The organism is Hydrococcus rivularis NIES-593 (assembly GCF_001904635.1).
GTDB lineage: Bacteria > Cyanobacteriota > Cyanobacteriia > Cyanobacteriales > Microcystaceae > Hydrococcus > Hydrococcus rivularis.
This window is the reverse complement of record NZ_MRCB01000023.1, coordinates 52,203-72,575: the sequence shown is the minus strand read 5'-3', so window position 1 is coordinate 72,575 and position 20,373 is coordinate 52,203. Positions and strand designations below refer to the sequence as shown.

The window sequence follows — 20,373 nt, the reverse complement described above, 5'->3', positions numbered from 1 at the left end:
GGTATCCCATGCCGACATATTGGGAACCTTGACCCGTAAATAAAAATGCTATTTTCGGCGGTTTCTTTTTAGCGACGCGATCGCTAATTAAGTTAGAAGTTTCTTTTTTGGCAGCAAAAGCACCCAACTGCTCCCGCAACTGTAGGGGAGATTCAGTGACAACGGCGAGGCGGTACTCGAAATGCGATCGCCCTGCATTGGCACTAAAGCAGACATCCGCTAGCGAAACTTCTGGATGAGACCCTAAGAAATCTTCATACCGTTGTGCTAGTTCTACCAGAGCCAGATCGCTTTTTGCCGAGAGAGTTAGAAGGTGCCGAGGGCGATCGACTTTGCTCGATACTGGGGTTTGCAGCGGCGCTTCTTCGAGGATCGCATGGCAATTGGTGCCGCCGAAGCTAAAAGCGCTGACTCCAGCCAAGCGACTTCCAGAACAAGACCAAGGCTGGCACTCAGAAGGGATGACAAAGGGCGTTCCTTTGAGGGAAATATAGGGATTGAGCTGCTTTAAGTGCAGGTGGGGGGCAATCTCTCGGTGTTGCAGTTGTAAGACTACCTTGATCAGGCTAGCAATTCCAGCAGCGCCTTCGAGATGACCGATATTTGTTTTAACCGAGGCAATCCAACAGGATCGATCTGGGGAACGATCCTCCATCAGCACGGCTTTGAGGGATTTAACCTCAATTGGATCTCCTAAAGAAGTGCCGGTGCCGTGGGCTTCTAGATAGCTAATCTGCGCTGGAGCCACTCCCGCTTGTTTCAAAGCTTGACGAATGACTGCCTGTTGAGACGGTCCATTGGGGGCTGTCAGTCCGTTGCTCGTACCATCTTGGTTGACTGCCGAGCTTCTGATGAGCGCCAGAATGTTATCTCCGTCTCGAAGGGCATCTTCTAGGCGCTTGAGGGCGATTATGCCACAGCCTTCTCCCCGGACGTAGCCATCGGCGCTGGCATCAAAAGTCTTACAGCGACCGTCAGCCGCCATCATTTGAGCTTGGGAGCAAGTGATAGTTGGCTCTGGAGACAGCATCAGGTTTGCCCCTCCAGCTAGACAGAGATTGGATTCCCCGTTCCACAAACTCTGACACGCTAAATGAACTGCCACTAACGATGAGGAACAAGCCGTATCGATCGCGATACTGGGACCTCGCAGATTTAGTGCGTAGGATAGACGATTGGCGGCAATACAAGGAGTGGTGCCCGTGGCGCTATATGCGCCGAGTTGGGAAGAGTCTTTGTAGAGAAGTTTGTGGTAATCAGCATTGGTGATGCCAACGAATACCCCTGTCTGGCTGCCTGCTAGGGTCTCTGGAACGATTCCAGCATTTTCTAACGTCTCCCAGGCTACCTCCAACACCAGTCTTTGCTGGGGATCCATGTGCTCTGCTTCGCGGGGAGAAATCCCAAAAAAGCCGGGGTCAAACCGATCTACTCGCTCCAAAAAGCCACCCCAGCGGGTATTCATTTTTCCTGGCGTAGCTGGCTGAGGAGCATAAAATTCGTCAATGTCCCAGCGATCGCTCGGTACTTCAGAGATTGCATCTACACCATTGCGTAAGAGCTGCCAAAAGGCTTCGGGATTTTCTGCTCCGGGAAAACGGCAACCAATGCCAACAATTGCTATGGGTTCCATCAAATTTCTCTAACTCCGAACTCTAATGTACAGACGTTCTAGAAAACATCCCTACAAACTTCAAAGGCTAGCTATCCTGCGCCAGGATCGATTGGGAAAACCGCTTAAAGGCTTCGGTATTCTTTGGCAAGGCTTTCTCGATCGAACCGCCTGCCGCCATAATGCTCATGTTGCGGTTGATCGACCATTGGTAATCGAGGCGACCGAACAATCTCCGCATCAATTCCAAAAGACTTTGGTGATACTTAAGTCCCACGTGATAGCCTTCGTGTTCTTGACAGACGCATTTCTCCAGCCAATCGAGGGCTTCTCGCTTTTCCATCGCAAACACAGGCGATGTTAAGAGCTTGTAGTAGAAAATCATTAACATCTGGTCGTCGTAAACGCAGCGACCGGGCAAAACCCCAGAAAGACCGCTCAAGAGGCTGCATTGCATCTTGTAAATTATCAAGCCGGAGATAAATTTCTCGTAAGCTGTTGGCTTCGGGAAATCCTTATAGGTATCTCTAGCAAGTGTCTGAGAAATAGTAGTATGGAAAGCCTCGTCCAATAAGTGATAGTAGGAAACGGCAGTTGGAGTTGGGATATGTTCGCCCTTTTGCTCTAACTCTCGGAAATACCTAACGTATGGGTATTCTTGATTCTTGAGAATTGCATTTGCCGTGTAGCGCAAGGAATAGTACTGACATGCCATAAACGGCGACATTCCCCAGTGAATCGTGAAGAATCGCAACCAATAACGCGGTGCGATTCGCCCTCCCAAACCGTCGGCTGGGGCGGGTATCGACTCGCCTCTTTCTTCTATGTCTCTCAAATACCCAGAGTAATACTGTTTTTTATCTCTAAGCATTGTCTTGGCGATCGCGCTTAACACTTTGTCTCGCTGGATCGAAAAGGGCGAGCTTCCCTTGCTTGAGATAAAATAATCCCGCACGGGCTGAGGGATCAAAAGTTTAAGCCAACCACTAACATCCTCTTTATCCGATTTGCCATATTCGGAATTTCCCAAGATGGTTTTGCCGACGATCGCCATTTTGGTTTTGAATCCGATCTTTTGAAAGGTGCGAATGTGATAGCTTTCTTGCTCGGTTTCAAAATCGAGTTCCCGACAAAGGGTTTCGTAACCTCCAACGGCGCGAAACACCCCATTGGTGACCATATTGTAAATACTGGTAGTGGCTTCGCTAACGGCGGTATGGTTATAATTTCCCACCCAATAGAGATGATTGAGCGCCAGTCTCTGCGTCTCGGACGCGGCATCGTAGAGAGGGGTGCCATACAGCAGCGAAAGTTCGGGATAGCCCCAGTAATAATCGCGGTTGCTGGCGTAATCAAATTCGTTCCCCAGGTCTCTAATCTTCTCGGTGTAGTCCGAGTCGGTGTTGTTCTTGAAAGTTTTTTCGATGACTTGGAAGTGAAGTGTCTTTCGAGCTTCTGGCTGGTTTACAGATTGAGTCTTGCGATCCAGAGTTTTATTTACAGCTACCATAAGTTTCTCCTAAAAGTATCAATTCAATTCACAATAAAGATCGCTACAGATGCTCCTTGAGGGAGTTTTATACAGAGATCTGCTGACTAATTGCCAATTGCCAATTGCGAATTGACAACTGTTCGCTAACGTTTGGCTTTCAACTGGGAGCTTAAATGCTCGACCAACGCTTCAACAGTTGGGTAATCGTATAGTAGGGTTGGCTCGACCTCCGTTCCCAGCCAATTTTCTAAATCGCCCGTCAAACCGACTGCTGCCGAGGAATCTAAACCATAGCGATCGAAAGGAATCGTGACATCGATTTCTTCTGGTTCTGTCTCCAGCAAGTCCGCTAAGTAAGTGACGATCCAATCTTGAATCTCTACGGCGGATATCTCTTTTACTGGGGGATTCTGAACTTCCATTGTTTTAACTCCTCATTGGTGATTAGTTTCTAGTTTGCTTGCCTAAATTTGCTGGCAGTTTTGCTAAACTGCTCTCTTGGCTTCCATTTGACTCTCTGATGGCATCTTCACGTTCCAAGCCAAGCCCGTCGCCTTCAGTATCCAAACAACCCAGTTACCCGGATCGATCTGCCACCACTTTAGCCCTACGATCGCCGAACTGGGAAAAGCGTGATGATTGTTGTGCAACGACTGTCCGAAGGAGGGAATCGCGAGCCAAAGGTTGTTGGTGCTGCGATCGCCAGACTTGAAGGGACGACTGCCATAGACGTGACAGAGGGAGTTGGTAGCGTTAATAACTTGCTGTCCTAAGAAAACGCGCACGAGTCCTCCCCAGAGAAGTCCTAGTAAAACTCCCATCCAGGTTCGGGAGATCAGCCCATCTATGACAGCAGGGATGACAAGACCGAGAATTACCCAGTACTGCTGCCACTGGTTGACTTTAGCGATCGCCGGATCGCGCAGCATATCTTTGGCAAACAGCATCGAGTTAGGAATTTCGCCTTTGAGAACCCAACCTAAGTGGGAGTGCCACAGCCCGCGCAGTCGCCCTCGAATGCCTTCTCCATGCAGGTGGGGCGAATGGGGGTCGTTGGGAAGATCGGTGTACTGGTGGTGACAGCGATGGTGAGCTACCCAAAATGTCACTCCTCCCTGTGCCGCCATCGAACCGAGGATGGCGAGAGCGACGCGGACAGGAGTCGTCGTCTCAAAAGCGCGGTGCGAAAAGAGTCGATGGAAACCCACCTCGACTCCCAGGATGGTCAGTGCATACATGCCAACCAATAGCCCCACTTCTACAGCTCCGATGGGGACGTACCACAGCAGTGCGATCGCGAAAACCGTCCCGATAAAGGGAATCAAGACAGTAATCAAGCTCAATCGCCGATAGATTTTTTGGAAATAATCATTTGTCACCCTGACGCGATCTCGGCTCGACAGACCTTTGGTTCCCATCGCTTGACGAGCTTTCGTAGATTCAAGGTTTTGAACTTCCATCTTTATAATCCCTTTATCGCTTGTACCAATCCACTCTCTTGGCAGTGTCTTTTGCCACTTGCAACAGAGTAGCGATCGCGCCAATGCAACTCAAGGCACTGGCGAACTAAGACTATTGGTTTGACACCCGTTTGACAGCTTTAAGCTTTTCTAAAATGGATTCGACATCCGCTTGCAGTTGCAGGAACTTCACCTTGCTCTTTGGATTCTCGCTCCAATCTTCGACAACGTTCAAAGTGCCAGCGAGAAAACCAGCGCGACAAGCATGGCGCTGAATCTTGCCACTGGATGTCTTAGGGATGCTTTCCGTTTTCACCAAAACTGTTGCATAAACTTGGAGGTTATGCTCTGCTGTTACGGCTCGACGAATACTCTCGACCACCTCTTTGACGTTCAGCTTGCGCAGATAACTCCGCTTGACTTCCTGAACGATTACCAGGCGCTCCGAACCATTGACTTCTACCGCGAAGGCAGCCCCACAGTTAGGTCGCAGTGCCGGATGGCACTTTTCTACTGTCAGTTCGATGTCCTGGGGATAGTGGTTTTGCCCGCGAATAATAATCGCGTCTTTAATTCTCCCGGCAATAAATAACTCGCCTTCTTGCAGAAATCCCAAATCTCCCGTGCGCAGGAACGGACCTTCTCCCGTGTCGGCAAGGTAAGCATTGAAAGTTGCTTCCGTCTCTTCAGGGCGCTCCCAATAGCCCTGAGCGACGCTGGGACTTGCCACCCAGATCTCTCCGACTTGGTTATCTGGGAGCAAAGTTGAGGTCTTGGGATCGACGATCGCAATCTTCCCGTCTACTAAACTCTTACCACAGCCTACGAGTTTGCGGGTGCTCTCTTCGCCCCGCGCCGCTATTACCCGATTCTGTTCGAGTGCCGCTCCCTCCACCTGCTGCACGATGGGAGTTGCTGCTTTCAATCCTCCAGAGACAATCAAGGTCGTCTCTGCCATCCCGTAGCAGGGGTAAAAGGCTTCTCTTCGGAAGCCGCATGGCTCAAAGGTAGCAGCGAAGCGTTCTAAGGTTTCCGCTCGTACGGGTTCGGCACCCGTAAAGGCAACTTCCCAGCTACTTAAGTCGAGACTTGCCTTCTGTTCGGGAGTAATCTTGCTACAAGCAAGTTCGTAGGCAAAATTGGGTCCGCCGCTGGTAGTTCCCCGGTAGCGGGAAATCGCTTGCAGCCAGCGCAACGGCTGCTGGAGAAAATCTACTGGCGACATCAGCGCGACGGGAAAGCCGCCGTAGAGAGGCTGTAGCACTCCACCAATTAACCCCATATCGTGATAGGGTGGCAGCCATATTACCCCTCGACTGTCAGGCGTATGCTCGAAACACTGATGGATTAGCGCTGAGTTGTGCAGGAGATTGCCATGACTGACCATTACTCCCTTCGGCGTTCCCGTAGAACCGGAGGTATACTGAAGGAACGCTATCGTGTTGCTGCTTATTGTCGGCTTTTGCCAGTCCGATGCTAGCTCGTTAGGGATATTATCGGTAGTTAACCATTGCATGGTTGCCAATTTCGGATCTTCGGCAAACCGACGCTCGATGTTTTCTAGAAGGGTTGCAGTGGTGAGAACGACCATCGCCCTCGCGTTGTCTAAGATCGCTTGCAACCTAGTCAGCTTCTGATTGCGTCGGGGCGGATAGGCAGGTACGGCAACCACAGAGGCATACATGCAACCCATAAAGGCAGCAACGAACTCCAATCCAGGCTGATAGAGTAGCAGAGCACGCTCTCCTATGGCTCTCATTGACTGAAGGCGAGCGGCGATCGCTCTTGCCTGTCGATCTAATTCTTGATAGGTTAGCTTACCTACCTCTGTTTCTCCGCGATGAAGAAAGGTGTATGCTGTTCGATTGGGCTGATTTTGCGCTCTATAAGCCAAAAGATCGGCAAAAGTAGACAATTCGCACCCTAATTCGAGTGAGGAGTCTAAACAAGTAGACATCGTTTTATACTCAACTTCTTTAACGATTAGGATCTTGCAACTTTCTGAGTGTAAAAGTACCTGAAAGCTTTTCTGACTAGGGAAATTTAATCAGCAGGCAAAAAGAACTCAAGCCTGCTTATGGACTAGAAAGGATAGCATCAGATGTAAAAACTCTTCTCTAGTACAGGTTAAGGCTAATTAATTTTTTCTAAAATTCCATTAAGCTCCTCTGCACGTCTGTAGCAGGAAACGCCGACTCGCTCGTGTTGCAATTACTAGACTGTAGTGTGGCATAATTAGATCTATCTCCTTGTGGTTGAATGTTGAAGAAGCTGACAAGGGGTTAAGTCGTCTAAGTTTAGTGCCGCTAACACTAGACTTAGGCGCATTTTATTTGATTCGATCGCTTGGCTTATTTCATACTTCTTTACTCTATTAGAAGTATCGATTAGTTTCTCCAAATTATAAACAGTTTTTCCAAATTGTAAAGGTAAAATCGATCGCATATTTAAATTTCTATCCTGGCTGCTTGGGAAAAATTGAATAAAACTATAGCAATTCTTCTACACACGTCCTTCTCTAATAAGACTTTTGGGCGATGTTTTCAGGCAGGGAACGTCAAGCGATCGCAACTTTGAGAAAAGATTAGGTAGCTTTGAGTACCATAGGGAACAGGTAGCTTTGTTAGATTTAGCGACCTAAAAAATAACAAGCTAAAACTAACACAACAGTAACAAAATAATAGGAAAGAGTTAACTCATTGCTTACTGCTACGTTTATACCCCAAAGACTCTGAAATAGAAAGTCGGGTCAAGCAGGTTTTCTAGTCAAGCGAGAGGTTACTATGTATTTAACTTGCATGGACTAGAGACAATAATCTTAATAAGTATACAGTATAAAGCAGCTCGAATTATAACGCAAAGAGAAATAAAAAACTTTTCTAAGACGAAAACTTAGGTAGTCGTAAATTTTTAGAGAATGACTATTATTTTCAATGCAAAGATATCTTTGCCCAAATTCAAAAAGAACTTCTCAACATTTGTTTAAAATTCTTGCTCTCTCGCAATCGCAACTAAAGTTTATTTGAGTTTCTTCTGCGTGCTGCTCTCATAATGCATAGTCGATCTATATACTTTAGTTGGTTCGAAAATTAAAGAAGATTCCTTATTAAATAAAGGAGCAAATTCACAAATACGAGCTACTCTATTTATGCAATTTAGATACGCAAGGATTTAAGTTTAAAAAAAATAATTAGAATAACTAGATATGATAAGTTTGTTTTATACCAATTGGTGGGTTTTTAAAACCTTTATGAGATGAGTCTTTCTCAATCCAAAATCCCCAATCCAAAATCCAAAATGGTATTAGATGCTTGCTAATCGCTCGAAAAACCAAAATTCGTCTTATTTTCTAGAGTCAAACTCGATAACCTTTGCCTCAAACTACCGATCTAGTTTTCTACGAGCGAAATAGCTCGCGATCGCATTTCAGATTTGTAATAGTGTGTTGTACGTTCAAGCCTTTTATCTAAAAGTTATCTCTTAAGATAGATATAAATTTCTATCCTAGGATAGATGAAAATAGTAGCAATGTCTATAAAATCAAATCCGCTTACCGATTAGCTATTAGAAATTACCTCGCGATCGCGTAAATCAAGCTATCAACCAAACGCTTTTTTTCCATTGGCATGATCTCTTTACCGTGCAGCATCTCTTGAGTAAGAATAAAGTGAACTATAGCTCCCACGAAGATTCGCGCCGTTGCTTCTGAGTCGGGCAGGTTAATTTCTGGGTGTTCCTGAAAATATCGCGTCAGAATTTTCAGCGCGGGTTGAGCGATATTGCTCAAAAATAACTGTGCTAGGTCGGGTCGCGTTCCCGACTCTGCCACAATCAACCTCAAAAAGCACAAGTAATCTGGATCGTCAACTTCTCCTAGCAATCGATACGCCAATTCTCGCAAAACGATTTCCGGTTTTCCCTCTAATGGCTGCGACCAAACCAACTTAAATTTTTGGCACGCCATGCGTTTGACTAAAGCTGTGAAAAGCCCTTCTTTATCTGAAAAGTAACTGTAGAGAGTTTGTTTGGAAACTCCTGCTGCTTGAGCCACTTTATCCATGCTAGTGCAGGCATAGCCGTGCTTGAGAAATTCGGGTAGCGCTCCTTGTAAAATTTGTTCCGCTTTGTCTGTAGAACGAGTCAGTGCTTCGCGGCGACTTGTGCGTCGCGACTCTTCTCTTTTGCTGGTTTTAGGCATGGTCTATTGTTTGTTTTTCTGGGAATCGGCAAAGTTTCTTGCATCGGGGATTGACAATATCAAACCGTACAGTCTATTCTATTGGATATAAAACTGTACCGTCTAGTCTCTACAAAAAGGTGGCAACAATGGATATCTTATCCTTAGCTTTTCTTTTGATTGCCCTAGCGATATACGATGAAATTCTCAACGGTCAGATGAAAATCTCTCAAAAATTACTCGGTTGGCTCGATCGCAAGACTTCTAATAACAGTAAAACTGTAAAGAACTGAATTGGCAAGCAATCAAAACTAGAGATGCCTGAGTACTTCCCCAGCCGAAGCAAGACCGGAGTTTAAGGCACTCTCAACTCGGTTCCCTCCGCACCAATCCCCACAGCAAATTAGGGGTAGAGTTACAGTTGTTGCTAAATAGGGCATTTCCAGAAAACGACGCGGAAAAGCGTATCGCCACCGATGTACCTGACACCATTCGGGACTATCTAGCCAAGGAAGCAAGAGTTGAGCCGCGCGATCGCACAGTTGTTTTATCGCAGGTTGTAAGTCGCTGACATCGAGATAGGTTTGGGCAAATCGAGCTGTGCTATGGATAATTAAGATGGTCTGCTTGGAAGATTCGCGCTTGCTGCTATCCCAACCGACCCAAGCCAGATCGGGATGGTCGATAATTTTGACCGCTTGCCACGAGGGTTTTAGGTCGTCTCGGTAGCTAGCTGTAACTGCAATACAAGGATCGAACCGGACAGAAGCTATTTTATCGAGAACCTCTAACAGGCGATTGGTAGAGGTAAGAGATTCTAGCAATGCCAACGCTTGAGGAGCGGGAATCGCCACAACAACTGCTTTAGCCGCGATCGCGCTGGGAAAATTTTCGGCTGCCTCGCTAGTCAGCAACCAGGTTTTACCTTCGGGGACAATCGTTTTCACGCGGCATTGTCGCCAAATCTCTAAATCGGTGGCTAGGAATTTCGCGATCGCACTCATGCCCTGGGGGGCAATGTAACGATTAGCAAGCGGGGATAACTGCCAATCGTTTTGAGGATGCAATTCGTAAGCTGTACCCCTCCAGGGTCGAACAATTTTTGGCTCGCACAATCGATCGATTAATTGCTGAGTCTGTTCGCCTTGAATTTCTAGATAGGGTAGCCCGCGATCGACGCAGGTATCGTAGAAACGCCGCGTGTCTACTCGTCCTCCGACACCGCGAGATTTTTCCAAAATTACGACTTTTAAGTCGGCTTGCTGTAGTTGCTTGGCACAAACTAAACCAGCCAAACCCGCACCAACAACCGCAACGTCAAATTTAGGTATTCGATTGGTCATTTCTTCTCTATCCGATCGTTAAGGGCTAATATTAGAATGGTTGACGTAGCCAACTCAAGCCATGAGTGGTGGAGGACCTAACCTTGGACGAACTTAGATCGGCGCTGGAATTAGCAACAGAAGACGAGTTACAACAACTAACGCAAATTTTATTTTGTCGTAAATTTAATCCGCTCGATTACCTGCAAACTCCCGACCCCATAGAAGTACAAAGCCAAGATTGGGAAACTTGGATAGACTCAATCGAAACGAGATTTCGCTACCTAGCTGCGGATGGTTTTACAGTATTGCGAGGAAAAACTAAGCAATTTAGTTATCGCCAAGCGTTAGTTCGCGTTTGCCATTACCTGAAAATTCCCTACTCGAAGCGAATGGCTACCACCGATATCGAAGCGGAAATTTTTCTGCACTTGATCGGCAAAGCCTGGAAACGCTTGCCCGCTTTGGAACAGAAATCCTTAATGACAAGGATACAGCGATCGCTTGCCGAATCCAATACCCCAGAACCTTTACTCGTTCAACTAAAACAAGATTCTCTCGACATCATCCTCAAAGGCAGCAGCGCAATAGCCGTCAATTCTTTCCTCAAACCCTTGATTCTCAAACAAATTGCCCAGCAGTTTGCCGTTCACTTTGCTACCTATCAAGCAGCGACATCGGCACTCGTCCGAGGCGGAACGGCTGTTGCGGCCCAGATTCAAAACCGGGTAGTTCTCCAAGCAGCCGAACGAGGCATGGCAATGAGTGCCGCTCGCTATGGGGCAGTTCGCACCGTGTTTGCTTTTGTGGGACCCGTTCTCTGGGGCTGGTTTTTAGCCGATCTCGGTTGGAAAGCGATCGCAACTAACTACGGACGCATCATCCCTGTTATTTTTGCTTTAGCACAAATTCGCCTCACCCGGACCGAGTGCTGGGAACCCGCCTGATAGAAGGAAAAAGGAGTAGGGGAGCAGGAGAAAAAAATTGCCCAATCAGCAATCGCTAATCCCCAATCTCCAACCAACATGGGCTTGGAAGTGTGCCCGGATAAGCACACTGATTTTGCCTTTGTTTCCAGCTTTGGGAGCCGGGGGTCTGGCAATCGCCTCTATCGGTCTTTGGAAGCAGCAATACCGCCGCCTGGTTCAAATTCCTCTTATTTGGGGACTTCTGCTGCTGAGCCTTTGGTTGATTTTTTCGTCCTGCTTTGCCGTCAATCGCCAGGAAGCTTTTCTCGGCTTAGCCAATTTCTTGCCTTTCATGGCTCTAGTTGCGGCTTTTTCTTTTGCGATCCAAAAACCATCACAACTGCGTCAGCTAGCCTGGTTGCTGGTTATTCCCTCATTTCCTATCGTTATTTTGGGCTTGGGACAGTTATTCGTGTCCTGGAGCAGTCCCTCGTTTCTCGCTCAAGTTCTGGGATGGGGGTTGGTTCCTGGAGGCGAACCGCCGGGCAGAATGTCGTCGGTGTTTATGTATGCCAACATCCTTGCTGCCTATCTGGTTATCGTTTTTATTCTCGGACTGGGGTTGTGGATCGATACTTACCAAGCTTGGCGATGGGATTTGAAGCAGCGCGATCGCGTCTGGATGTTAGGATGGTTGGGTTTGGTTGTCATTGGCGATGGCATGGGGCTAATTTTAACCCAGTCTCGCAACGCTTGGGCATTAGCCTTTTTAGCTTGTCTTGCTTTTGCCTTTTATTTGGGTTGGCGTTGGCTTGTCGGGGGGATGGCTGCTGCGGCAAGTAGCGTTTTATGGGCATCGTGGGGACCTTCTCCCAGTCGCGAGTGGCTGCGTCAGATCGTTCCCGCCTATTTTTGGGCGCGTCTTTCCGATGAAATGTATCCCGATCGCCCCTTAGCCACTTTAAGATCGACCCAATGGCAGTTTGCGTGGGATATGATGGCTCAACGTCTCTGGATGGGTTGGGGACTGCGCAATTTTACCCCTCTCTACGAGACAAAAATGGGTTTGTGGTTGGGACATCCTCACAATCTATTTCTGATGCTATTGGCTGAAATTGGCATTCCAGGAACGCTTTTATTATCTGGATTAGTCGGTTGGGTGATTTTTGAAGCGCTAAGACTCATAAAAAATTGGTCGGCGGTTTCGTCGAAAGAAGTTAAACTTTGCAGACACAGCGATCGGTTAATTTTGTTTGCTTATTTGGTTGCTTTTGGCAGTTGTGTTTTATTTAACATGTTTGACGTGACTGTCTTCGATCTGCGAGTCAATACGATCGGTTGGTTGCTTCTATCGGCAATTGCCGGCATCGCGTCTCGCGATCGCGTTTTGTCAGGTTTTCGTCATCGTGAATCGAGTCTTTCTTGAACGGTCAAACTTCTGAACTATATTATTGAAATATCCAACTGGAACTTCCCCTATCCGTTGCGATCGCTCCATGCAGGTTGGCACGGCTGAGATCCACATCTGTGAGTTCTACATGACTCAGGTTTGCCTGACTCAGGTTAGCTTCAGTTAAATTTGCTCCCTCAAGGCTTGCATTGGTGAGATTTGTATGGCTTAAATTCGTCCTCGTTAAATTGGCACGGCTAAGATTTACATCGCTCAAGTCTACATAACTCAGGTTGGCTTCAGTTAAATTTGCTCCCTCAAGGCTTGCATTGGTGAGATTTGTATGGCTTAAATTCGTCCTCGTTAAATTGGCACGGCTAAGATTTACATCGCTCAAGTCTACATAACTCAGGTTGGCTTCAGTTAAATTTGCTCCCTCAAGGCTTGCATTGGTGAGATTTGTATGGCTTAAATTCGTCCTCGTCAGGTTGGCACCCCTCAGATCTGCACCACTGAAATCTGCCCCTTTCAGGTTCATATTTCTCAGATTTACCGCAATCAGGTTTAGATTTCTAAAATTCCTCTGCCCTGCTGCATATCGGCTTAAAAGTTCTTTAATATCCATCCTAACTTCTGTATCTTTTGTCTTCTTATATTTTGTTAGTTAGTTGAGTAATGAGTTATAAAACTGGCATTTCTTGGTAACAGTAGCTACAACGCCAGTAAATACCGCTCAAACGGATATGACGGAGTAAAGTGCATGAGCAGCAAGGACAAGTATATTTTCTCATCATGGATCGTCTGGTATAGATGGCTGTATTATTTGGGTTTTGGCTATTCCCACTTTTAGAATGAGTCAGCGCTTGAGAAGATCTGTTTAATAAAGCTTGCATTTTTTTAACGGATTTTTGTTGATATCCGGCTCAGATTTTAGAGACGGCGGCCAATTGTAGTTGAATCCACAATTCTTGTTTCCACTTAAGGCTCAAAATCTCTGGATTTTTGATTTCCAAAGCTTTTAGGCATTTAACTATGTCTTTTTTCGTAAGTGACTGTGGTTGTAATTCTGAAGCCACAAAACGGGCAAAGCTAGGCGAGACAACTATAGGAATGTAAAATAGATTGCCGACATAAATTGACATAAAACACCTCCAGAATCAAAGGGTGTAGAGATTTAGATTCGGAGAGAAGTCTATAAAGTTTAGTGAAATAACCGAAAATATTTCTCAATAATCTAACTTTAACGTCGAACTCTACACAAATGCCATAAAGACACAATTCTTATTGAGGCATTCTCATTGCTAGAGGAACCACAGGTTCTATCACGGTAAAATAATCTACAAAGTTGTTATTGAAGGCGTGGAAACCGAACTAGAACGAGGAGCATAGCTAGGGATAAGGCAATGTAGAGACGCGATCGAGCGCGCCTCTACAACTATCCAGATTCAATGCCTGGTAGATCGTTTCGAACAATAACCATTCGATCGCTTACCTCGTATTAGTTGACAGCGTAAGCAACCCTGAGCGCCCACACGATCAGGGCAGCGATCGTACCTAACACGAGTAATGCCGAGACAGCGACAACCGCAGGTTTGTCGGCTCCCTCGAACTTCATAATTCCACGATTTAGATCTGACATAGAAGCTTGGCTCCTTTCTCAGGTTAAACGCGCGATAAAATACTATTCCTCGTCCAGATTAGCGAAGATTAGCCCTCATTGGGCAAACAATAAAAAGATTTAATAACTGCTTTAGCTTTGTTGGGGCTTTGTTGCAACAGCGCGATCGCGTCGCTGATGATTGGCTACTCAGATCTTGCCCCTTTGGCATCAACGACTAGAACTTTAGTTCTAGGCTCAAAGCCCAACTCGATTAAAATCGACTAAAATTCCTATCGAGTCTTCTAAAGAAGACTTTTTCGCTCGGACAGGAAATTAATGACAACAGTAGTTGTTGAGAATGGTGCAAGATCTCAGGCTACCTATCAAACCAGCGATTGCTAGGAAAAAGCTTGTCACTCCGAGGCTTGCGGACATCTTTATTTATACTAGATGAGAGATAGAAATAGCGCCAGCCTACTATAGGAGTATATCAAGTATATCAAAGATTCAAATGACAGAATTTTTTCCTCAGATTTCTAACAACTCTTTTCCCCCTCAAAATATAGAGGCTGAGGAATCTATTCTAGGCGGAATTTTACTCGATCCAGAAGCGATCGGACGGGTTGTCGATGTGCTTTTGCCAGAAGCTTTCTATGTAAAAGCACACCAGGATATTTATGAAGCGGCCCTGAAGCTTCACGCGCAAGGAAAACCGACGGATTTAATGACAGTTACCAGTTGGCTGCAAGACTGCCACTTGCTAGAGCAAGTTGGCGGGACGATGAAATTAGTTCAGCTACTAGATCGTACTGTATCGGCTGTCAATATCGATCGCTATGCGGCATTGGTAATGGATAAATACCTGCGCCGTCAATTGATTTCAGCAGGACACGAAATCGTCGATTTGGGTTACGATACGGCAACCGAATTAGATATCGTTTTAGATGAATCAGAGAAGAAAATTTTTCGCCTGACTCAAAAGCGTCCTCAAGAAGGTTTGATCCCTATTGGCGATACTTTAGTTCAAACCTTGAACGATATTGAAAAACTGCATCAAAAAGTTGCTCAGCCCGGAATTCCTTGCGGTTTTTATGATTTGGATGCTATGACTAGCGGTTTTCAACGTTCCGATCTCATTATTATTGCTGGAAGACCGTCAATGGGGAAAACCAGCTTTGCTCTTAATATCGCTCATAATGTTGCCAAACAAAATCTTCCAGTTGCTATCTTTAGTTTGGAAATGTCTAAAGAACAGCTAGCCTTAAGGTTGCTAGCTAGCGAAGCAGGAATTGAAAGTAATAAATTGCGATCGGGGCGACTTTCTCAGAAAGAATTAGAACCTTTATTTGAAGCTTTAGGAACGCTTTCTAGTCTACCCATTTTTATCGATGATACTGCCAATGCAACAGTCATGCAAATGCGATCGCAAGTCCGTCGCCTGCAAACAGAACATAAAGGAGAAATCGGATTAGTTTTAATCGATTACCTCCAATTAATGGAAGGAAGCGGCAGCGATAATCGCGTACAAGAATTGTCGAGAATTACTCGTTCTCTCAAAGGATTGGCACGGGAAGTTCAGACGCCTGTTATTGCTTTATCCCAACTCAGTCGCGCCGTCGAATCGCGAACCAATAAGCGTCCGATGATGTCAGATTTGAGAGAATCGGGTTCGATCGAGCAAGATGCAGATTTAATTATTATGTTGTATCGCGATGAATATTATCACCCAGACACCCCCGATCGCGGCATATCAGAAGTTATCGTTACCAAACATAGAAATGGTCCTACAGGCACTGTCAAACTGTTATTTCAGCCTGAATTAACTAAATTTCTTAACTTACAAAGAAAACAACCTTATTAATTTGTATCAAAACTATTAAGGCATAAATGAAAAAAAATTGGTTTGCTTGGAAAAGAGGACAAACTTCTCTAACTCATCAAAGATGGTTTCAATTGCTACTAGCTATCCTCTTAATCATCGGGATTTTTTTTCACTTCTTCAATCTCGATAAAAAACTCTATTGGCACGATGAAGCCTATACTTCTATGCGAGCGGCTGGCTATACTCGTACAGAACTCGATCGCGATCTATTTCCAGATGGTTTACTTTCAGTTGAGGACTTGCAAAAAGCTCAGAAAATTAAGCCAGGAAGTACATTTAAAGATACGATTAACTCTCTTGTCATAGAAGATCCGCAGCATCCACCTTTGTATTTTTTAATGGCTCGTTTTTGGATGCAAAGCTTCGGCAGTTCTCTGGCGGCATCGCGAACTTTACCCGTATTGATTAGCCTTTTATCATTACCATTAATCTATCTTTTATCCCTAGAATTATTTTCTTCAAAACTAGCTGCCATACTCGCGACAATTTTTTTGGCCCTCTCTCCTTGCGATATTCTTTTTGCTCAAACAGCGCGACAATATAGTTTACTAACATTGACAGTAATTGCTAGTAGTTTAGCGCTTCTAAAAGCCTTAAAAATTTCTAACTGGAAAAGTTGGAGTCTCTATACTGTAGCCTGTACGGTTGGATTTTATACCCATCCCTTTTTTATTTTGACGCTAATCGGTCATGCCATTTTTCTTGTTGGTGTTTGGCTATTTGATAAGTTAGCAATCAAAAAAATCTTATCATTTGGATTGGCGATCGCTGCTACGGCTATTCTTTATAGTCCTTGGATATTTGTCCTCACTACTAACTATCAACGTGCCTTAAATACGACTGACTGGGCGCGTTTGAGGGTCGAGTTATCCTATTTAATTAAACTCTGGACTTTGAGTTTTACTTCTCTATTTGTCGATCTAGATTTTGGCTTTGATAATATCCAAACTTACGCCATAAGATTTCCGTTTATTTTACTGATTTTTTTCTCTACTTATGCTGTCTGTCGCCAAACAAAGCGATCGACTTGGCTATTTATTATTACAGCAATTTTTGTTCCTTTCTTGTTACTCGCACTGCCAGATTTAATTTCAGGAGGAAAGCGCTCTGCCGTGACTCGCTATCTCCTTCCTAGCTTTCCAGGCGTGCAATTAGCTGTCAGTTATTTAATGGCTCGATTACTAATCAAAGGAAAACCGTTTTGGCGAATAATTTTTGCAGCGATAATGTCAGTTACTATTTATTCCTGTATGCTTAATGCTTTAGCCGATACTTCTTGGAGCAAAGATTTGAGCTTTCATAATTGGGAAATTGCCAGAGCAATAAACGCGAGTTCGTCGCCCTTATTAATTAGCGATCGCGGCGACGATTGGACTAATCTTGGCGACTTACTTTCTTTAGGTTATATACTCGATTCCGACGTTCGCCTCGCATTGTTTAGTTATCCGACTAATCCAGAAAAAGTTCGAGAAATCTTGGCAGAAAATAAATCTGAAGTATTTGTTTTTCGTCCTAGCACAAAACTATTTTCTGCTATAGAAAAAGCGGGAGGTAAACTCGAAACTGTTTCAGTGCAAGGTAGGCTTTTGAAGCTTATACCAATTTGAAATAAGAAGGCGACAGATGAATTTACACAATTCAATCTTAGAAAGGGTTTCCCAATCTAAAATCTGCGTCTGAGCAGTCGCCGCACGCCGCTGGAATTGACGAAGTGCTTTTCAGGCTCCGCCGCTCACTTGGCGGAGTACCTTGCACTTCCAGCACAACGGCGACCAAAATCCTTTCATCCAAAATGGTATTAGTTCTCAATCTTAAATCTTCATCTAGAGCGCTTTTTGATAACTGAAGAATTCATTCATTCCCCATCTCTAGTCATGGCTAAGTAGATTTAGGCAAGAGTACTTTTGCTTTCTTATTCGACCAAATTAAAAATACAATCGGTCGCAGTAAAATTTTTATTAGAAGCCAAAGCGATCGCAATTCTCCTGGCGCATCTCGACGCTGCCATTGTTCCGGATGACAAAAGAGAATTTCTACTAAACGTCGATAGCGATCGAGATCGAGCGTTTCAAAATTAACTCGTACTCTTAGCATTTTTTTGGTCAAATTAGTGTAAATCAGTTGCGCTTGCAGCTTTAATCCTTCTTCGGGAATTTCTAAGGTAAAAACGCTGTTTAAATCGACAGGTTGCTTCAATTCGATTTCAGCCCCTATTTCGGAAAGTTTTGTCATCGTGCCCCAGACAGTCCCTTCGCTGTTGGTTAAGCGTACCTTATGCCGAACGGGCAACCATTCATAAATGTCTGTTTTGGGAACGTCTAGCAAACCTAATAAAGCAACGCCAAGAATAATTAAGTTGTAAACATCCCAAACTAAAATCAGACTAAAACCATTCGTATGAGTAGAATCGAGCAGCCCTAAACTACTACAAAAACTGATAGATATTCCGATAAAAAATACGATCAAAGGTAAAGCTAGCGACCAATTATACTGACTTTTATGTCTAAAAATCCCTTTTGGCGTCACTCTAAACCCTTGTCCGAAGGGATTGAGCATGACTTTGATAACCGTGATAAATAGGGGAAAACACGATGGAATCGCATAGACATCGGAGAAGATTAAAGAACGCGATCGCAAGTTTAACCAAGAAAAAGCAGTTAACTGGAGAAAATAATAAGGAACGAAGAAATAAAGCATTTCTTGCATGCTGACGACAAGCGGCTCAATGCCAAAGAAAGTGTAGATTATCGGCAGCATGAGGAAAAACAAACGAGGAATAATTGCAAACCAAGTCAAAAATCCTTCTAAATGCGCCAATCTTTGTCGCAAGCTCAATCCTGGTATCGTGAAAGGATTAGAATCGATAAAAAGTCCCTGTAGCGTGCCCCGCGCCCAACGGATTCTCTGAAGGATATGGGCAGCCATGCTTTCGGCTGCTAGTCCCGCACTCAAGTTTTCATTGAGATATACTAATTCGTAACCTTTTGCCGACAGGCGAATCCCCGTGTAATAATCTTCGCTGATCGAATCCGTCACGAAACCGCCGACTTCTAAAAGCGCGCTACGCTTGACGATAAAAGAGGTTCCCGAACAAACGACGCTACCCGCACCATCTTTAATCGTTTGAACTTGGCGATAGAAAATTTCTTCTTCAGAAGGTAAAATCTTTTCTAATCCTAAATTGATAGCAATGGGATCGCTATTGTAAAAACTTTGCGGCGTTTGAACTAACGCAATTTTGTTATTTTGAAAAAAACCTACCGTGCGCGTCAAAAAGTTTTTGGCAGGAATAAAATCGGCATCGAAGACAGCAATCAGTTCTCCTCTGGTTTTTTGAATGGCATTGTTTAAGTTGCCAGCTTTTGCATAATTGTTTTTGGCTCGCGAGATGTAATAACAGCCTAGTTCTTTAGCTAATTTCTTAATTTCTGGTCTTTTGGTATCATCTAATAAATAAACTTTTTTGTTAGCATAGTCTATAGCTTGACAGCCAATAATCGTTCGCCGTAAAACAAATTCTGGTTCGTTATAAGTGGGAATTAAAATATCGACTGAAGGTAAGTAGGTGCCATTTTGGACGGCTTGACTGTATCGGTCGGCTTCGCGACGGCGATCTTTAATATTTAGCATTAAATATAGCTGAATGGTTCCTCCAGCAATCACCATCATTTCTAGGAACAATAAGGCAAGACTAAAAATTCCATCGAGGGGATTGGAGAGATTTAGCGTAGAGAACAATCGCCATAGGATATAGCGAAGGGTTAACGCCAGTAAAATACATACAACTATCGTCCGCGACCAAGGTTTGGGTTGGGGCGATAACTTCATGATTGTGTATACAATACTAAAGAGAATTATTGTCGGAAATAATAAAAAATAGGGATTGCTAAACTCCGGTACGGCTAACCAAAAGGGAGGATTTTCTTGCCAGAAATACAACCGTTCAAAAAGTTCTGAAATCGTTCTTTCCTCAAGAAACCAGGCAGTTGCGATCGCTCCGAAAAACCCTATTATTCCTAAAAGGACTAAAGTGGCTGTCCGCAGTGGCAGGATTGAATTACTCGGTTCGGCAACGGGTTTAAAGATTTGCATGATAAACGGCAAATTAATAATTAACAGGGGAGTATGGGGGAATTAATTATAGATGTCAACTTCCATTTTGCCTATGACACCTCAAGCTGAGTTAGCATCAGTTGGTCAGCAACGTTGCCGTCAATTTTACACTTCTTAATAAAAAAATCGGTAAAATCTTGCCCAGGAGCTTTTTCTCCTCTGCCTTCGGTAAGAGTTGGACCATAGATTGTTTGCATGGGCATCTGTCTACAGAGAGAATAAACTTTCCAGTTGTTCCATCCCAAATCTCTCACCTCAATCAAGCTCTGCGACTTCTTAAGAACAAAATAGATAATCGTTGAAGTCAACGATATCGAAATCGGAACTTTTTTCTTCTGCGCCCCTCCCAACTCCCCAGATTTTTACACAATAATGGTAAAAGGCAAAAGATCGTATATTTTTAGAGAAAGCTAACGC

General features: G+C 44.6%; 17 protein-coding genes. 5 read left to right on the top strand and 12 right to left on the bottom strand.

What is annotated here, in order from left to right; all coding sequences use genetic code 11:
- The 6 genes from NIES593_RS16970 to NIES593_RS16945 form a co-directional block, all read right to left on the bottom strand.
- Nucleotides 1-1,633: type I polyketide synthase (locus NIES593_RS16970; protein ID WP_139253731.1), on the bottom strand; the 1,633-nt coding region annotated here is incomplete at its 3' end.
- Nucleotides 1,634-1,700: 67 nt separating this feature from the next.
- Nucleotides 1,701-3,122, bottom strand: a complete 1,422-nt coding sequence (locus tag NIES593_RS16965) for a hypothetical protein (RefSeq protein WP_073600706.1) — start codon at nt 3,120-3,122, stop codon at nt 1,701-1,703.
- Between the two features lie 125 nt (nt 3,123-3,247).
- Nucleotides 3,248-3,526 (bottom strand): acyl carrier protein, encoded by a 279-nt coding sequence (locus NIES593_RS16960; protein WP_073600705.1) that lies wholly within the window; start codon nt 3,524-3,526, stop codon nt 3,248-3,250.
- 63 nt (nt 3,527-3,589) lie between these two features.
- Complete coding sequence (locus NIES593_RS16955; RefSeq protein WP_073600704.1) at nt 3,590-4,564, bottom strand: acyl-CoA desaturase; 975 nt, start codon at nt 4,562-4,564, stop codon at nt 3,590-3,592.
- Between the two features lie 112 nt (nt 4,565-4,676).
- Complete coding sequence (locus NIES593_RS16950; RefSeq protein ID WP_073600703.1) at nt 4,677-6,521, bottom strand: fatty acyl-AMP ligase; 1,845 nt, start codon at nt 6,519-6,521, stop codon at nt 4,677-4,679.
- A 1,614-nt stretch (nt 6,522-8,135) separates the two neighbouring features.
- Entirely contained in the window at nt 8,136-8,762 is a 627-nt protein-coding gene (locus tag NIES593_RS16945) for a TetR/AcrR family transcriptional regulator (RefSeq protein ID WP_217651944.1), read from the bottom strand.
- A gap of 128 nt (nt 8,763-8,890) precedes the next feature.
- Between NIES593_RS16945 and NIES593_RS24295 the strand changes: the two genes are divergently transcribed.
- Entirely contained in the window at nt 8,891-9,034 is a 144-nt protein-coding gene (locus NIES593_RS24295; protein ID WP_175561167.1) for a hypothetical protein, read from the top strand.
- An 18-nt stretch (nt 9,035-9,052) separates the two neighbouring features.
- Here NIES593_RS24295 and NIES593_RS16940 read toward each other — a convergent pair whose 3' ends face one another.
- Nucleotides 9,053-10,084: an NAD(P)/FAD-dependent oxidoreductase gene (locus NIES593_RS16940; RefSeq protein ID WP_073600702.1), complete on the bottom strand. Its 1,032-nt coding sequence runs from the start codon at nt 10,082-10,084 to the stop codon at nt 9,053-9,055.
- Nucleotides 10,085-10,167: 83 nt separating this feature from the next.
- On the opposite strand from NIES593_RS16940, the gene NIES593_RS16935 reads away from it, so the two are divergent.
- Together NIES593_RS16935 and NIES593_RS16930 are read left to right on the top strand one after the other, a co-directional pair.
- Nucleotides 10,168-11,010, top strand: coding sequence for a YaaW family protein (locus NIES593_RS16935; protein ID WP_073600710.1), 843 nt, complete (start codon nt 10,168-10,170; stop codon nt 11,008-11,010).
- 37 nt (nt 11,011-11,047) lie between these two features.
- Nucleotides 11,048-12,397, top strand: coding sequence for an O-antigen ligase family protein (locus NIES593_RS16930; RefSeq protein WP_073600701.1), 1,350 nt, complete (start codon nt 11,048-11,050; stop codon nt 12,395-12,397).
- A 22-nt stretch (nt 12,398-12,419) separates the two neighbouring features.
- Here NIES593_RS16930 and NIES593_RS16925 read toward each other — a convergent pair whose 3' ends face one another.
- The 3 genes from NIES593_RS16925 to NIES593_RS24290 all read right to left on the bottom strand — a co-directional run bounded on the left by NIES593_RS16925 (nt 12,420) and on the right by NIES593_RS24290 (nt 14,000).
- Entirely contained in the window at nt 12,420-12,986 is a 567-nt protein-coding gene (locus tag NIES593_RS16925; RefSeq protein ID WP_073600700.1) for a pentapeptide repeat-containing protein, read from the bottom strand.
- A gap of 298 nt (nt 12,987-13,284) precedes the next feature.
- Nucleotides 13,285-13,503 carry a hypothetical protein gene (locus tag NIES593_RS16915; protein ID WP_073600698.1) on the bottom strand — a complete coding sequence of 73 codons (219 nt, stop codon included), beginning with the start codon at nt 13,501-13,503 and terminating at the stop codon, nt 13,285-13,287.
- A 356-nt stretch (nt 13,504-13,859) separates the two neighbouring features.
- Complete coding sequence (locus NIES593_RS24290; RefSeq protein ID WP_015142050.1) at nt 13,860-14,000, bottom strand: hypothetical protein; 141 nt, start codon at nt 13,998-14,000, stop codon at nt 13,860-13,862.
- Nucleotides 14,001-14,472: 472 nt separating this feature from the next.
- On the opposite strand from NIES593_RS24290, the gene dnaB reads away from it, so the two are divergent.
- Both dnaB and NIES593_RS16905 read left to right on the top strand, forming a co-directional pair.
- A complete protein-coding gene (gene dnaB / locus NIES593_RS16910) occupies nt 14,473-15,822 on the top strand; it encodes a replicative DNA helicase (RefSeq protein ID WP_073600697.1) in 1,350 nt (449 codons plus the stop codon).
- A gap of 26 nt (nt 15,823-15,848) precedes the next feature.
- The gene (locus NIES593_RS16905) at nt 15,849-17,450 is read left to right on the top strand and encodes a glycosyltransferase family 39 protein (protein ID WP_073600696.1); all 1,602 of its coding nucleotides are present in this window, start codon (nt 15,849-15,851) and stop codon (nt 17,448-17,450) included.
- 271 nt (nt 17,451-17,721) lie between these two features.
- Here NIES593_RS16905 and NIES593_RS16900 read toward each other — a convergent pair whose 3' ends face one another.
- Together NIES593_RS16900 and NIES593_RS16895 are read right to left on the bottom strand one after the other, a co-directional pair.
- Nucleotides 17,722-19,935, bottom strand: coding sequence for a glycosyltransferase (locus NIES593_RS16900; protein WP_073600695.1), 2,214 nt, complete (start codon nt 19,933-19,935; stop codon nt 17,722-17,724).
- 71 nt (nt 19,936-20,006) lie between these two features.
- Complete coding sequence (locus NIES593_RS16895) at nt 20,007-20,201, bottom strand: hypothetical protein (RefSeq protein WP_139253730.1); 195 nt, start codon at nt 20,199-20,201, stop codon at nt 20,007-20,009.
- Nucleotides 20,202-20,373: the final 172 nt, after the last annotated feature.

Excerpts from the sequence above, each read along its gene's own strand:
- NIES593_RS16965 (WP_073600706.1), bottom strand. The coding sequence starts at position 3,122 with ATGGTAGCTGTAAATAAAACTCTGGATCGCAAGACTCAATCTGTAAAC.
- NIES593_RS16960 (WP_073600705.1), bottom strand. The coding sequence starts at position 3,526 with ATGGAAGTTCAGAATCCCCCAGTAAAAGAGATATCCGCCGTAGAGATT.
- NIES593_RS16955 (WP_073600704.1), bottom strand. The coding sequence starts at position 4,564 with ATGGAAGTTCAAAACCTTGAATCTACGAAAGCTCGTCAAGCGATGGGA.
- NIES593_RS16950 (WP_073600703.1), bottom strand. The coding sequence starts at position 6,521 with ATGTCTACTTGTTTAGACTCCTCACTCGAATTAGGGTGCGAATTGTCT.
- NIES593_RS16945 (WP_217651944.1), bottom strand. The coding sequence starts at position 8,762 with ATGCCTAAAACCAGCAAAAGAGAAGAGTCGCGACGCACAAGTCGCCGC.
- NIES593_RS24295 (WP_175561167.1), top strand. The coding sequence starts at position 8,891 with ATGGATATCTTATCCTTAGCTTTTCTTTTGATTGCCCTAGCGATATAC.
- NIES593_RS16940 (WP_073600702.1), bottom strand. The coding sequence starts at position 10,084 with ATGACCAATCGAATACCTAAATTTGACGTTGCGGTTGTTGGTGCGGGT.
- NIES593_RS16925 (WP_073600700.1), bottom strand. The coding sequence starts at position 12,986 with ATGGATATTAAAGAACTTTTAAGCCGATATGCAGCAGGGCAGAGGAAT.
- NIES593_RS16915 (WP_073600698.1), bottom strand. The coding sequence starts at position 13,503 with ATGTCAATTTATGTCGGCAATCTATTTTACATTCCTATAGTTGTCTCG.
- NIES593_RS24290 (WP_015142050.1), bottom strand. The coding sequence starts at position 14,000 with ATGTCAGATCTAAATCGTGGAATTATGAAGTTCGAGGGAGCCGACAAA.
- dnaB (WP_073600697.1), top strand. The coding sequence starts at position 14,473 with ATGACAGAATTTTTTCCTCAGATTTCTAACAACTCTTTTCCCCCTCAA.
- NIES593_RS16905 (WP_073600696.1), top strand. The coding sequence starts at position 15,849 with ATGAAAAAAAATTGGTTTGCTTGGAAAAGAGGACAAACTTCTCTAACT.
- NIES593_RS16900 (WP_073600695.1), bottom strand. The coding sequence starts at position 19,935 with ATGCAAATCTTTAAACCCGTTGCCGAACCGAGTAATTCAATCCTGCCA.